Origin of the sequence: Duganella rivi (genome assembly GCF_009857435.1) — a bacterium.
GTDB classification, from domain to species: domain Bacteria; phylum Pseudomonadota; class Gammaproteobacteria; order Burkholderiales; family Burkholderiaceae_D; genus Rugamonas; species Rugamonas rivi.
Genome location: NZ_WWCK01000002.1, coordinates 139112 through 153059, shown reverse-complemented (window position 1 = coordinate 153059; position 13948 = coordinate 139112). Strand labels below are relative to the sequence as shown.

The following is a 13948-nucleotide window of genomic DNA, read 5'->3' as shown; positions in this document are numbered from 1 at the left end:
CGAAGTGATGGACTATGGCCTTGGTTTAATAAATACAGGTTTGAATCGCTGTTGCTCAACCATCGTGAAAGTTTCAAAAGCTGGTCTAGCTTTAGCTATTCTTATTGTTTTATCTACTGGGCCTAATATTTTATCGAAGTCTGCTGCGGTACGCTTGCAGCGCGCTCCAATGATTATCTCTCTCAAGGCGAGGTTTGAACCAAACGGAAGGTAATACTCTCCATTGTTTGGGTCGGGCTTGTCCAAGTTAGAGAATAGCCGCCACTCTTCTTCATACGCCCACTGCGAGTATTTTGTGGTCAACAGTTCTTCAAGCGTCTCCAAGGTGAGGCCATGATATGGCTCCTTGGGATTCAGCTTTATGGCTTTTCGTTCCTGTGTGTAGGTGACTTTCTTAGCCATGTCGTCCTGTACATCGAAACCAAGACAGACGCCGGTGTGACTTCGGGCGTAATGCGCCCACATAACCGGGCTTCGCCAGTGCTGGCCGGTGCAGATTATGCCAAGGCGCTTACTCCAATGCTGCCTTAGTATCCTGTAGGCTGCACGTCCTTTCGGGCCTTCCAGCCTAACACTCATCAACTCGAACGGGTCATTCAGCTTTTCAAACTGCGCAAGGCGCAGACGCCGCTCTGGCAAGATGTATTCCACGGCAGTGTCAAGACTGGTCATGTAGTAGAGGCGCATTACGTTATCCATGTCGTTGTACAGGCCGCTTGATACTACCGCAGAATAGACATGAGAAAACCACTCCGATGAATGGCCGCATGGAGTGAAAACAAAAAAAATTCTCTAGGTCGAGAGGTTGGCTTAATACGGCACCGGCCCGGTGAATATCGCACTAGGCCCGCTTTAAAATATCTGTAAGCGCTTACTGATGCTGGTAGGCAGCCATTCACTGCTCGGAGGTAAAAGGCGCGTACAGAGCGTCCTATCACGCCCTAAGCTTCGTTTTGTGTGGCGGCTTAGAACAGGCTGCTAGCGGGCCTGTTATGGCGATCTACGCTGGTTAGTCAATGCCAGCATACGATCAATGGCTACGCCCATCCTGTGAATGGCGCAGCCCCACACGACCTTCACCTCTTCTTGCTGCGCGAGTCTGTTGAACATGCTTTCTGGTCTTTTTCGGTAGCATCGTACACCGTTGATCGTGGTGGGAGACGCTTTAGTACGCAGTTCCAGTATTCCGGGTTTCCTTCGACCATCGCAGCGCCGGTTTCGGCAAGTTCAGCCTTTCTCTTCTGCTCGTTCTGGAATAGCCGAGCTTCATAACGGTCAACGATGAGGTTTTCGTCTTCCATCAAGTCTTCGATTACTTTGCGGGATCTGTCGCAGTGAGAAGTGGTTTCGTTGTCTCCGTACGAGTACATGCAACTCATTTCGGTGTCGTACACCGCGTACGGTCTGCGCATATCTGATGGCAACAAGCCCGCTTTGCGTAGTTCAGCCCGCTCCTTACGAACAGCAAGACGCTTTTGTACGTATTCCTGAGCAGAAGCTTTCGACGCGGCCTCCCACGCTCCTTTGATTTCTCTGCGTATGATCTCATCACATGCATCCAACGCAGCTTTGGGCATCCCGCTAAACAGCGTCCAGTTCTTGCTTGCTTCGTCGTAGCAGCGCTTACCCTCTGCGTCTGGGTTTGCTTGCCATGCTGCGACCTCCTTCTCCAAGTAGCCCAGCCGAGACAGCACGCTATCAATGCGTTCTTTGCGAATCTCAGCCTTCGCGTTGTCGATCATTCCTGCGTGGCTCAATAGTGGCAAGCAAAGCAGGGTAGCAGCTACGGTGTGGTTTCTCATTTGCCTCGAAATTGGTTAAGTCGATCAGAATGCGTCTATAGACGCTCGATGAAACAGTAGCATACCAGCATCATCTTGGCGTGCCCACTTATTCACCAAACCGCCAGCATCCAGACCTGATCGCCTTCGGCGATGCTGTTCGTCGTCTGCGTACTGAGAGGGGGCTGACCCAAGAGGCGCTTGCCTTCGCTGCTGAACTGGACAAGGGTTATCTAGGACGTGTGGAGCGCGGTGACTCCGTTGCTGCGTTGCTGGTCATCACTCGGATTGCCCGAGCGCTCGAAGTTACTGTGGAGCAGTTGATGGGCGTAGCCAAATTGTAGGCAAAGCTATAGCCTTCTAAGCCGAGGGGTGTCCCTATGTCCTTCGTCAAGCAGTTGTGAGTGGGGCGGGGCTATAAAGTGTACCGTCCCGCATCATGGCGTACATGACATCACAGCGGCGCCTGGCGAGAGCGATTAACGCTTGGTTGTGGCGCTTGCCTTGGCTAATCTTTCGGGCATAGTAAGCCCGTGATACGGGGTCTCGTAGCGCCGCGAAGGCAGATAGAAACAACGCTCGCTTGAGTACTTTGTTTCCACGTCGTGATGGATGCTCACCGCGAATCGAGGAGCCAGAGCGGCGGGTAACAGGGGCCAGCCCAGCATAGGCCGCGAGGTGAGCAGCAGAGGCAAACGCTTTTGCAGCGACCTCCCGCTACAAGAGGTTCTAATGGCCAACGGCATACGGCAGCAGGTCTCGACATCCACGTTACGGATGGCCTCAGCATGTCTCCTTGGCCAAGTCCCTATCAGCGATCACCAGCCACCCACCAAGTTCGGTGACAACACCCCCCGGATCATGGGCGACTGGGGGCAACAATCATGCCGAACTTGGCTGGCCAAAACCTTGAGGATCAAGGTCTGTATATAGTAACGGGGGCTGGTTCGAACCCAGCTGGGCTGGGCCAATAAAATCAAGAGCTTACGTAATTCCTATGGCCAGTTTCTTGCGCTCTGCGCTCGCATGTGACTTCCCATGTAGGGCTGGTGTAGGAATCCAATTGGCGGCGCTCGGTATGTGCTCTTGAGTTGCTTGTTGGACTGCTCCACCTATCAGATCACTCGCTTTGTGTCTGCGCCTCTGCCCCACGTTGTCAGACAGTTACTTTCCCATGGTATGCGATAGCCAAGTCCTTCTTCTGTAGCTGAGCAGGAGTCCTTCTGTCGGTATCGCTTTTAACGCCTCTTTGCCTCTCCAGTCCGAATAGTCGATTTTGGCATATTCGATTCTCACCTATATCGTAGTCCAATGTTCCCACACCCCTTACACAGTAATGATTATTCCAAGCTCGTTTCATTGCTTAGGGCGGTTCGGAAAGAGGCGGGCCTTACTCAAGTCGAGTTAGCTACGCGGCTTGGCGTGGAGCAGTCTCTAATCAGCAAGATTGAGCGACGCGAGAGACGGCTGGACGTTGCTGAGCTTCGTACTTACTGCGCTGCTATGGGTATTGGTCTTAACGAGTTCGTCTTGCGGTTCGAGACTGCTCTTACAGGACATGAACAGGAAGCGTTAGATGACGATTGACGTAGGGCAGCATAACCCAGGGTATCCCGCAAACGGTGCTGACTGGACGGAGGAGCATTGGCACGGACTTCTTGAGCAGCTCATCGCTCAGGGAATCGTTAGCTGGCGTGAGGTGACATCGACCATGCTGGGCAGCATTAACCCATCACAGGTCGGTACTTCGATAGCGTCGAAGAAGACCTTTCAAAGCCACTTCGAACCTCGGAAATGTTGGGCGGCGGTGCGCGCTTGGCACTTCATGCAAAACGGGCGGTGCGCTGATTGCGATACCCGAGTGGACTTGCAGGCTGACCATGCAATTCCGAGGGAGTTTGTAGCTGGGGTCGGGCTCTGGGCCTGGCAAGGCTTTCCGAATATTTTGCAACGCGACCCTGCGGCAGTTGTCGGCAGCATTAAGTCACAGTTGAGCGGAATGCTAGTTCAGCACAACTATCAGGGCATCGAAGAGGCGCTGCTCGACAGTCTTTCTCGGGACCTTTATGCTGCGCTGATGGCAGGAAAAGCCTCGTATGAAGAGTTTGCAAACGTTGCGGACCGGCTCGACAATATGACTCTTCGCTGCAGGCGGCACAACGTTATCCGCCGTCCCTCCCATGCAAATGGGGGCTTAACTTTCCTTACTGCTGAAGCCGGTTTGATGTGGCTCCTGTTCGTCCATCGCCCTAGCAATTACGCTGCATTCCATGACCTGTGCCGTGCCTACGGCCTAACCATGGCGAATATCAGGTTTGAGGAAGCTTGGGCGATGGCGAGGTGGCTTCAGCACGAGGGGCTCTATGATATTGACCCTACAAGCAAGTATGCTCATGTGCCCATGACGTCTCCATCAAATAGCTCTGCTTAAGTCGCTACGTTTGTTGTGGCCATGCGGTGTGAGTCGAACAACTTTAGCGCCAGCTCGAAGTATTCCTCTTTTTGTTCGATACACACCGTTTCGGCTGCGTACCCGTCCAAGGCGCGAGCGGTCGTGCCGCTTCCTCCGAAGGGGTCTAATGCTCGTCCGCCTTTCGGCATTAGTGCTCGCAATAGGTTCGGCAGTTCTATAGGGAATGGTGCAGTGTGGCCGTAAGTGTTTTGGCCTTTTACCATCTTAATCACTGGTTGAGCACGAAGAATTGCTGGAAGAGCGCTGGACAAATCGGTGGTCTCCACTGCTGGTGGCTTGACGAACACAAGAACATGCTCCCAGCAATTGAACGGCGCTTGGTAATAGGGCGAGAAGTTACCAGCATTGAATCCACGCTTCCCTTCGATATCGCCCTTGTCCCAGGTTATCGAGCCGCTGAGGTGGAAGCCGGCACGCCTGAATATGTCAACAGTATATGCGCTGAGAATCAGTCGCTTGTCGCCCATGGCTGAGAATACAACACTTCGTTCGTTGTCGAAATAATCGAAGATATTGTAGAGATATACTGCGCCAGGTTTTAGGGCTTTATAGCAGCCTTGGGCAATTATCAACATGTCGCGTAAATAACAATAGATATTAGGCCATTGTGAATACTCGCGCGCGTTGAAGTAAGGTGGGGACGTTACTGCACCATCAAAATAGTTTTCGGGCCAGTCCTGAAGCACCATTGCCGAGTTGCCGCAGACCATCGTCAGGGAGCCAAGACGTTGTATCGTGGTGCTGCTAGCATTCTCTTTTGATTCCTGTGCAGAAGAAGGCAAGGCGTACCTTTGGAACCAGGGAGATTCAAAGAAGCCGGCTGAGCTATTCCCGTCTGCGGTATTTATACGGCCGTGCGATAGGAAGCGACGGCCCAGCGAATCGCTGGGCGCATCTACTCCGAATAATGCGACACCGTCTCCATGCAGGGAGTAGTGGCGAATCAGCATCTCAGTCGCGTCGTAAATCGTTCGTTCGGTTTGAACATCGCGAGACCACTTACGAACGGACTCGGGCGGGATATAGCTCTCGACCTCGTCAATAGCCTCTTGCATCAAAATTGCTTTGAACGAGTACCGCTTGCCGCGATTATATTTGCTTCTGTCTGGGCAGAGAGAATTTCGGCATTCCCAGCTTCGAACGCCGAGGCTGGAATAGGAATTCCCGTGAACGTCACGCGTGCGACAAGCGGGACAAGGAATTATCGTCTCGTCTCGTTTATTCTTTTGGAAAAGTAAAAGTAGCGATTCAGAGCCAGCGGGGGACGTGGGCGACGGAGCGCATACGAAAGTGTCTTTGTAGGTAAACCCTTCATTTGCCAGGTCAAACCGCGCTTGTCCGACGTCTACATCCGGGACATGCGAGACTGTTTCGCTCTCGATTTGCTTAGCTCGAAAATACGCATTCTTGAGCTTTACCTCGTCATGCTTTTCCGCGAAGAGCATGATGTCCGAACAGATTTCCCAGGTGATATTGCGACCCTCGACTACTATCGGCTCAATCCAGTATGCTAGATGACCATGGTTCTCCAGCTCTTGATAGCTTGTAGATACATGAGCAAACACCGCTGACCGTAGTTCCTCTAAGGAGCCACACGAATCGGCAAGCTCCTGGTCTATCTTTGCGATATCTAACGTCCGTTCTCGCGAGTACAGTTGTGGATGTAGCTGACGCAACTGAAGCCAGAAAGCGCGCTCATAAGTCTCGGCGCTATAAGTGGAATCGAAGTACGAATGCAGTACTTCCTGATCGGCCGCTGAGAACACAAATGCCGAAAATGCAGACAACAGCGCTTCGTTTCCAATAGCACGGTCGCCTTGTTCCGCGCGGAGCTTAGAGGGTGCCTCAACTTCTCCTCTAAAGTAGGAGATAGTCTCTGCCGGACTGGCTGGAGCGAAGAGCCGGCAAAGGGCGTCGACCAGGCCCTCCTTGCTACTTGCTTTGCTAATTGCTTCCTCGAATGCGGACTGGTCCCCGGAGTCGAACGCAGCTTGAATAAGGTTCTTCTCGTGGAAATTGAAGACTAAACCTCGGGATGCGGCGTGAGCGTAGACCTTAGCAATGCCATCGCGATTAACATTGAACTTCGAGTTTATGTGGGCTATCAATCTCGCCTGACGCTCAGTTGGTGTCCGAAGTGCATGCGCTTCCAGATGTTCGCATAAGGGGGCGAGTGCCACCTTATATTCTTGAGGAAAATGAACGCTGGCCCCCAACAGGCTTTCGAATTCTTGAACTAACGATTGTTGGAGATTCATGGCAAGTCTAACCCACTTTAAATATGCGATTATGGCATATTCCCGTCTACGGGTCAATCTGAATCAACGCATGGGTATGACGTTTTGGCTCCTAATTCTGTGGGCTACGACAATGTATAGTTTGGTGAGAAGGGCACGAAGCGGTGGGGCGGCAGGACCCTTTGCAGGGTGCGATGGGGAGCTTCTGGCAGGGCGGGCGAGTGGCTTAGCCATTGCTGATTAGAAAGATTCTTGTTCATATTTCCCCCATCGCGCGCAGCCGCGTATGCGTAAGAAAAATGTTGGCTCTACCCTGGCATTGCGTTGTCAGAAAAGGGATTGTAGTGGGTCGAGGACAACGAAACTATGTTTGTCTTCATCGTCAACTGCCACGTCCAAAGGCTGGAGACATGGATGATTCGATACCGTTCTGAAAAAACCTAAAAAAAAACAGCAAGGTCGAGGAGCTGCCTTAACGAGCTACCAGCCCTGCAAAAGTCGTCTATAGAGCCACCAAGATATTGCCAGGGCGTCGGAGTCGTCTGGAAAGTTGAGAGTTACAGCGAGTTGTTTAATGCGGCTGGGGCCGGGGAGAATGCTCCTCACAAGCGCGTAAAATATACGTGGACGCTGCGGGCGCTGTTAGGCAGCGTGCCACTGCCCGGAAGTGAAGGCCCGTAGCGGGCCTCCTATCGCGTCCTAGGCTGCTGCCTTGAGTAGCCGGGAAACAGTGGACTGGTGCCACGTCTTGCCCAGCGCAGTTGTGGTGCCACGGTCGTTCAGTTCAGCCGCTACCTGTGCCATCGTCATGCCCTGTGCTTGCATCTGCTTGATGGTTGGCAGCAGCTTGGCATTGAAGGCTGCGGCCTTGGCTGCGTTGGTTGCTTGCCCTGCTGCCTGTGCTTCGGCTAGGTTGGTTCGGTTCCCCAGTTGAGCGCCCTTCGCCTTGAGCGTCGCCAGTGCTGCCTTGGTACGGGAACCAATCAGCTTGCGCTCCTTCTCGCTAAGTGCAGCGTACAGGTGCAAGATGAACGGGTCAGTATCGACGCCCAGTTCAGCAACCACGAATGGCACACCTCGCGCCATTAAGCCCGATATGAACGCCACGTCGCGAGATAAGCGATCAAGCTTCGATACGATGACCGGGCAGCGCAGCTTCTTCGCCTTGGTCAGTGCTTGCTTCAAGCCAGTACGGTCTTCAAGGCCCAGCTTGCCACTGGCGACCTCTGTCACTGCTTCCACGATGGTGAAGCCTTCAGCTTTGGCGAACATTTCAATAGCACGCTGCTGGGCGTCCAGACCAAGACCGCTCTTACCTTGCTCAGAGGTCGATACTCGCAGGTAAATGATGGCTGGCTTCATGGTTTGGTGCCTCGTTGCAGTTTGTATGCACCTATTATACGAACGTTTAATGGTCGCATACAAGCAAATTTTCCAACCTCATCCTATCAACCACCCCTCCGATCTTTTTTTACCCCGAAGATATCCGCAAGCTGCTCGAACCGGCGGCACAAGTATTCGTCGGGTCTCTCGCCACGCAGTAGCACGTAAGGCCGTGGATGCGTATTGGCCGGAAAGAGATAGTAGTGAAGGATGCCTGAATTGTCAGTCGTTAGCTGGGCAGCCAACACGAAGTCAGTCCCCATACTTTCGCCCATCGGGATGCGCCAGCGTTCATGCCCGCTGACATCGTGTATGCAGCGCACAGTGACGATACGTACCCGGATACTTTCATTGAGCAGCAGTTCGTAGGGATTTTCAGTCCGTGCTGCCTGAACGCTTGTTTGTGCGATCAGCCCCATAGCTTGATCCATGAGCGCTTTCCGCATCGCAGCTATGCGTCGTCTTGTCTGGACATGGTGATCGATGCGTGGACTGTAGATGCCAGCGCGACGGTATGCCTCCCCCATCGTGCCAAAGCGGTGGCGATAAACCTGCATTCCGGGAATGCCAGGTTCGGCATTAAGTAGGCGTGCAGATACCCGTCCGTGCTTGCTTTGCATGTACCGCAAAATGTCAAACAGTTGCTCGTCGGCGAACCGACTGCACTTCCGTTTTCGTACTAACTGAGCCGCGTCGTAAAGTTCCGATGGGATGATGCCCTCGAAAGCTGCAACTTTACGAATCCACATCTCGGGCGGATTTTTAACAAAGTGCTCTTTAAGCTTAAATGAGGTTCGGTTGAAGACCAAGTTGCCCACGTACTTCTCGCTAGTCAGGATTGTACGAACACGAAATCTAGTCCAGAGCTTGCCACTCTCGTCGGTATGGCCAGAGCAATTGAGTAATTTGGCGATTCTAGTCTCTCCAAGCCCGTCTTCAACGTACCATTTGAAGATGCGCTGAATCAGTTCCATTTCAGACGGAGAGCCCGGCGCAAGTGAAATCCGATCTGTTGATACTGACTTCCGTTCGCCATGATTCAGCACCTGCTTGATCTTCCCTGAGCGATCAACCAGTACACGGCGAAGTCCGTAACCTGCTAAACCACCGGCCTTGTACCCGAGGCCCACAAACGTGCACTGAGCAGAGAAGACCTTGGCAGAGAGTTCTCGACTGTACTCCGCTGCCATCAAGCGCTTGAGGTACTTCAGAATCGATGACAGAGCCGAACGATCGTTGCTGAACTGCTCCGCGCAGTAGATTACCTGCACGCCAGAGCGACGACAGATGTGTTCATAATAGGCCGACTCATCAACATCTTGAAATCGGCCCCAGCGACTGATGTCGTACACAAGAATGACTGCGAACGCTGGATTACCCTGCACATCGGCGATTAGTTGTTGCAAAGCCTTCCGACCTTGAAGACTCAAGCCACTCTTACCGGCATCCTCATACCGGCAGCAGATTTCTAGGCCATTCGCTGCTGCATAGGCATCGATGACCTTCTGCTGGTGTAGCAAGGAGTAGTTCTGATGTTCCGTAGACATTCGTGCATAGCAAGCCGCTTTGATCGGCACTGTACGAGAGTCCATGTAAGCCTCCATGCTCCGTCAGGGCAGTCTACGTAGCCCAGATTACTGAGATGATTCAGGATAGTTCGGCTTCGCAGGTTTTCCAACCGACCTCTTGATTAAAGTTGCCAGCGCAAGTTCGAGTGGTACTCCCTGCTCGGATAAAAAGCATGCCGCGAAAAACGTACCATGCGTCTCGATTAGCATAAGAGCTACAGTGCACAGGCGAGAGGTAAGGAAATAGTCCATAACAGCATGGTTACGGAAATTGCAGATCGATGGCTTGCGTTGCATCAAACTCCAATTGGATAGTGGCGGCAAAACTAACCTGATACTGGTCACGGCTCGGACTCAGCTAACTCCCATTCACTGTCAGGATTGGCTGAGTAAGATATGAGCGGACTACATGTCTGGTCACACCTTTCAGGTGTCGCACCACATGTAGCGAAATCATATCGCGTACATTATCGGACAGCTATGTCACTCGGCTCGTACTTCCAGTACTCGCCACTTACACACAACTCTCTACGCTCCCTAAAACATAGCATTGCATGTGTTGTACGCTAAGTTCCCACTTGTGCCAATACATGTGCCACGCTATGGGTACAACATGGCTGCGCCATATCGTGCACAGGGAAGTCAAACCCGGTAGGTGTTGTAGTGAGAGTAGTTTTTCTGTGGGTGGATTTAGGGCCGAGAGCGGAGCGAAGGCCAGCAATCACTATCGATACTGCTGCGGTTGTATAACATGGCTGCGCCATATCGTGCACTGGAAAGCAAACCCGTTACGGGCAATAGTGTAAGTGGTTTGTCAGGGGTAGGATTGTGGGCCGGTAGCGAAGCGGAGACCCTGTACACAACGGTGTAGAAATAAGTTTGCGGCAAAGGTGTATAACATAACTTACAGCCAGCCTCGCTACCGCACGGCTGAAACGATCAGGTACCGATCCCCAATGCGAACAACGAAAAAACGGGCTATTAATGTATATATTAGAAGGCTAACCCGATCTCTGCATTAACTGCACTAAGACGAAGAACCCTTGAATTTAAAGGCTTTCAAGGGACTCTCTCATGCACTTAACCCATCGTTACGTGCAATTCACTGCATCAGCTTGTAGACCTGTGCGAATAGCTTCCTGCTGGTCGCTGTACTGGATCGAGGCCACCTCTCGCGGCGTCAGCTTGCGGTTCCGTTGCCTGCCGCACTGCTGCCAAATACTGACCTGCTTAGAACGGCATCCGGGAACTGCACGCCGACGCTGTTCATAATGAAGGCGTGACATTGCGAATTGGATTCGTTCTGCGCTAACCGACCCGTGTCCCATGCGTTTCAGTTCAGTGCGCAAAAACTCGTTATGGAAAAACGGCGTCTGCGCAACGATATCACGCAAGACAACATGCAGGTCAGCAGCGGTCAGCCCGATCATGTGCTTCAACGCGTCGGTCTGAATCGTAGACCCTGACTTGAACTGGCTAAGGTTACGATCCATGAAGAAGTTATAAAGAAAGTCAGCAGTGCCAGGAGTGCCTAACCACGCATGGAACTGAGCAAAGAACTCTTTGGATTCTGCAAAGCTGATCTTGTGCGTGCATGGTTCGCAGGCGTAAAAGCGACGGTCTTCCTGCCCACCAAAGTCAAACGGTACAGAATGGTTGGAACAGACCATTACACGAGCGTACAGATCACGGTTCTGGGGTTTCTGAACGAACTTGATACTGACGGATAGCTCCTTAGCCGACATTACAAACTTCAAATCCTCGTACGTGCTGGGGCTAGCAACGGCATCATCGAAGCAGACTAGCAGGTTGTTGGGTAAGACCTCGGAGAAGCGCTCCAGCGCCAGCGAATACTTTTCGCGGTGCCATACGTGCTTATCACCAAGCGCCTTCTTGACCAGCGAGACGACGGTGGATTTACCGGTGCCTTGCTCACCAGTCAGGATGACACCCCACTCGGGCCTCCGTGCTGGGTTCTGGATAATATCAGCGCACCAGTCCAATACCATGTCTCGGTCAAGCTGCGCTGGCAGTACGCGACTGAGGTAGTCGCTGAACACTTCTGGAATGGGCATGCCGACCTGACGAACTGGCTTAAAGGGGACGTAGGTATTCGCCATCGGGATGCCTGCGTGCGGTTCGTAAAACCGTTCTGGCACAGGTTTGAAGCCCGAACCCAGTACACGCGGTAGCTCTTGCGATAGACGCTCCCCCAGCCCTTTCAGGAACGTGCTGAAGTCACCCGTCACTTTGATGCGGTTGGACTTGGCCCAGTTTGGGAAGCTTGCGCGAAAATGGTCAAGCGATGCGTTCTGGCCTGTGGAGGGATGAAGCGCTTTCATCGGGAAGGTGGAGGTGTCAATGCACCATTGCTGCGCTCGAAGGTGTGCTGCGAATTTCGTGACGGCTTGCGCTGGGCTGTGTTCTTCGTAAGTTGATTGATTATGCATAAGGACTCCTTCTCTAAAGCCGCGACATGCTAAGAGACGGCATATCGCATGCTTATATTGTGTTTATCTAGACTTAAATGTTCAGCACGACGTCTGTAGCGTTTGAACCATGGTGCTTGCTGCTACCTGCTTCAATCGGTATTCTTCGATCATCGATGCAAGTACCATTTCCCTTTCGTGGGCCAACGCTTCACGAACACCTTCATCAGCGAAAGCGTAACTCGCCAGATAACGCGGGAGATCGCTTACTTTCACGATGTTCCACATGGTGAGGTCGTTTAGCCGCTCGATTCGTATGTCATCATCAATGACGAGAACAGCCGAAAATGGAGGAGTTACCGAGCATGGTGACGAATCTAGGTCTGCATGCTCTCTCAGAAAGGCTTCTGGTGCTGACGTGTAATGGAGCAGCTTGTCCAGAGGATGCAAATACCCCGTGTAGCCGTCACCAAAGAGGTGACAGCCTAAGCTGGCGAAGAACGTAGGGATATCCGCGATGATATCGGCTGGAGGTGGTACATAGGTCAGGCCATAGATAGGGTCTCGGCAGGCACCTTTTTGATCCTCTTTGTGGATGTCAAAGTAAGCCGTATGCACGCAGAAGTGCGGCAATTCTTCGAGTGTGAGCAAGTACCAGTGACCGTCCGTTTCTTCTCGCTGCGCGGCGGATATGCCGTTAAGAACGATCACGACCGGCTCATCACCTTCAATGCTCATCGCTAACGGGTTCTCCGGCAGGGTATCGATTACCGTAAACGTGTATCCAAGGACTTCGTGCCAGTAGACGTTGGTAGCGTGGTTCAATCGCTTGTAGCAGCCGATGCTGGCTAAGAACTGCTCCACTTCTTGCGGAACCACAAAAGCTGGGAATGCATTCTGATCGTTGTGTTGTTGATTCATCTTGAATCCTTTCGTGTAATTTTGATCGAATAACCCATGCCCGTGGCTTACTCGTTTTGTGGGGACGAAGTTAGACCTGCCAGTCAAATGGCATCGAGGGCAATGGATAGGGTTGGTGCCGTTGGGCGGCTTTATGGCAGGCTAGGAAATGCGGGGAACATCCCACCAGCAAGTGCTTCTCATGAGGCTAATGCGGCTGTTGCTGCATCAACGAGAGCATCATTACACACCCGAAGAGTGTTGTCAAAGTTGTAAGTAAGTAGGTAAGGAACTGGTCGTGAAACCGATATCTATTCAACACTTAACAGACATGAATGATGGTAATTTGACTGCGTGCAGAATGTAATTCAGAGGGAACGGCAAAATTAGACGGAAGATGCCCGCATCAAGTGCTAAGTAAGTAAGAAGCACGATTCCTCAACCAAAAGAAACACGGCCAGCCGCGTAATGAGGTAAGTGTGAGGTTAAAACGGTTAGCCTTCGCCAAGAGTGTAAGACGGGTAAGTCGCCGTTCACGACAGGCAACGCAGGGTATTGAGTAAGAATACGGCTGACGTACCCTGCTATGGAAAATTTCCGCGACGAAAATAAATGACCAATCTAAGCAAATGGGTCATTTACTGTCCATTTAACAGTAAAGCGTGCTCTAAGGTTTCACCAATGCTCAGTTCAACGGCATGCGCAAAATCAGATCGCAGCGCTGCACATAGGCGAGCGCAATGACGGACAGCGCCAGGTCGCGACTGTGCATTATATGCACTAAGAAATACCCCACTGTTCCGAAAAACAGTAAGGTATTCGCCAGCACATATACCAACAAAGAAATTTCAAAATGCCCTTGCTATTCAGTTTGCGACCTATGTAAGATGCCGTCGCTGGGCCATCCAGCGCAACTTAATCACTCTCAAGGAGCCGACAAACACAGATTAGAAGGAGGACTTAAATGTTCCAAAACCAGCTTATGACCGTCCAACAGGTAGCCAACATCTTATGCGCCAGCGTATCCGGCGTGTGGGCCAAAGCCGCCAGCGACGAAAGCTTTCCGAAGCCGTTCAAACTCTCAGCAAAGCAGACACGATGGAAACTCAGCGACTTGAACGCCTACATCGAAATGAAGGCCGCAACCACCCTGCACTGACCTAAGAAGCCGCAATCA

At 52.1% G+C, this 13948-nt stretch carries 11 protein-coding genes and 1 pseudogene; 4 read left to right on the top strand and 8 right to left on the bottom strand.

Features of this window, described 5'->3' with window-relative positions:
* Positions 1-12: 12 nt before the first annotated feature.
* Both GTP45_RS05255 and GTP45_RS05250 read right to left on the bottom strand, forming a co-directional pair.
* Positions 13-687: a DUF2971 domain-containing protein gene (locus tag GTP45_RS05255; protein ID WP_161012842.1), complete on the bottom strand. Its 675-nt coding sequence runs from the start codon at positions 685-687 to the stop codon at positions 13-15.
* Positions 688-1076: 389 nt separating this feature from the next.
* Positions 1077-1742 (bottom strand): hypothetical protein, encoded by a 666-nt coding sequence (locus GTP45_RS05250; protein ID WP_161012841.1) that lies wholly within the window; start codon positions 1740-1742, stop codon positions 1077-1079.
* Between the two features lie 140 nt (positions 1743-1882).
* On the opposite strand from GTP45_RS05250, the gene GTP45_RS05245 reads away from it, so the two are divergent.
* Complete coding sequence (locus GTP45_RS05245; protein ID WP_161012840.1) at positions 1883-2125, top strand: helix-turn-helix domain-containing protein; 243 nt, start codon at positions 1883-1885, stop codon at positions 2123-2125.
* Between the two features lie 46 nt (positions 2126-2171).
* Here the strand turns inward: GTP45_RS05245 and GTP45_RS05240 are convergent.
* Positions 2172-2495: pseudogene (locus GTP45_RS05240) on the bottom strand (transposase); the annotation flags it as partial.
* 597 nt (positions 2496-3092) lie between these two features.
* Between GTP45_RS05240 and GTP45_RS05235 the strand changes: the two are divergent.
* Together GTP45_RS05235 and GTP45_RS05230 are read left to right on the top strand one after the other, a co-directional pair.
* Positions 3093-3368 carry a helix-turn-helix domain-containing protein gene (locus GTP45_RS05235; RefSeq protein ID WP_161012839.1) on the top strand — a complete coding sequence of 92 codons (276 nt, stop codon included), beginning with the start codon at positions 3093-3095 and terminating at the stop codon, positions 3366-3368.
* On the top strand, positions 3358-4212 hold the full coding sequence (locus tag GTP45_RS05230; RefSeq protein ID WP_161012838.1) for a hypothetical protein: 855 nt from the start codon (positions 3358-3360) through the stop codon (positions 4210-4212). Before GTP45_RS05235 ends, GTP45_RS05230 begins: the two co-directional genes overlap by 11 nt.
* Here GTP45_RS05230 and GTP45_RS05225 read toward each other — a convergent pair.
* From GTP45_RS05225 to GTP45_RS05205, 5 genes are all read right to left on the bottom strand, one after another.
* Positions 4209-6512, bottom strand: coding sequence for a DNA-methyltransferase (locus GTP45_RS05225; RefSeq protein ID WP_161012837.1), 2304 nt, complete (start codon positions 6510-6512; stop codon positions 4209-4211). The genes GTP45_RS05230 and GTP45_RS05225 overlap by 4 nt on opposite strands.
* Before the next feature lie 678 nt (positions 6513-7190).
* Entirely contained in the window at positions 7191-7853 is a 663-nt protein-coding gene (locus tag GTP45_RS05220; protein WP_161012836.1) for a recombinase family protein, read from the bottom strand.
* An 86-nt stretch (positions 7854-7939) separates the two neighbouring features.
* The gene (locus tag GTP45_RS05215) at positions 7940-9466 is read right to left on the bottom strand and encodes a recombinase family protein (protein ID WP_161012835.1); all 1527 of its coding nucleotides are present in this window, start codon (positions 9464-9466) and stop codon (positions 7940-7942) included.
* Between the two features lie 1067 nt (positions 9467-10533).
* Entirely contained in the window at positions 10534-11892 is a 1359-nt protein-coding gene (locus tag GTP45_RS05210; RefSeq protein WP_161012834.1) for a primase-helicase family protein, read from the bottom strand.
* Between the two features lie 81 nt (positions 11893-11973).
* Positions 11974-12792 (bottom strand): hypothetical protein, encoded by an 819-nt coding sequence (locus tag GTP45_RS05205; protein WP_161012833.1) that lies wholly within the window; start codon positions 12790-12792, stop codon positions 11974-11976.
* A gap of 943 nt (positions 12793-13735) precedes the next feature.
* On the opposite strand from GTP45_RS05205, the gene GTP45_RS05200 reads away from it, so the two are divergent.
* Positions 13736-13930 carry a helix-turn-helix transcriptional regulator gene (locus GTP45_RS05200; protein WP_161012832.1) on the top strand — a complete coding sequence of 65 codons (195 nt, stop codon included), beginning with the start codon at positions 13736-13738 and terminating at the stop codon, positions 13928-13930.
* The last annotated feature ends 18 nt before the right edge of the window (positions 13931-13948 follow it).

Coding starts and splice junctions, on each gene's coding strand:
- GTP45_RS05255 (WP_161012842.1), bottom strand. CDS start 687: ATGCGCCTCTACTACATGACCAGTCTTGACACTGCCGTGGAATACATC.
- GTP45_RS05250 (WP_161012841.1), bottom strand. CDS start 1,742: ATGATCGACAACGCGAAGGCTGAGATTCGCAAAGAACGCATTGATAGC.
- GTP45_RS05235 (WP_161012839.1), top strand. CDS start 3,093: ATGTTCCCACACCCCTTACACAGTAATGATTATTCCAAGCTCGTTTCA.
- GTP45_RS05230 (WP_161012838.1), top strand. CDS start 3,358: ATGACGATTGACGTAGGGCAGCATAACCCAGGGTATCCCGCAAACGGT.
- GTP45_RS05225 (WP_161012837.1), bottom strand. CDS start 6,512: ATGAATCTCCAACAATCGTTAGTTCAAGAATTCGAAAGCCTGTTGGGG.
- GTP45_RS05220 (WP_161012836.1), bottom strand. CDS start 7,853: ATGAAGCCAGCCATCATTTACCTGCGAGTATCGACCTCTGAGCAAGGT.
- GTP45_RS05215 (WP_161012835.1), bottom strand. CDS start 9,466: ATGGACTCTCGTACAGTGCCGATCAAAGCGGCTTGCTATGCACGAATG.
- GTP45_RS05210 (WP_161012834.1), bottom strand. CDS start 11,892: ATGCATAATCAATCAACTTACGAAGAACACAGCCCAGCGCAAGCCGTC.
- GTP45_RS05205 (WP_161012833.1), bottom strand. CDS start 12,792: ATGAATCAACAACACAACGATCAGAATGCATTCCCAGCTTTTGTGGTT.
- GTP45_RS05200 (WP_161012832.1), top strand. CDS start 13,736: ATGTTCCAAAACCAGCTTATGACCGTCCAACAGGTAGCCAACATCTTA.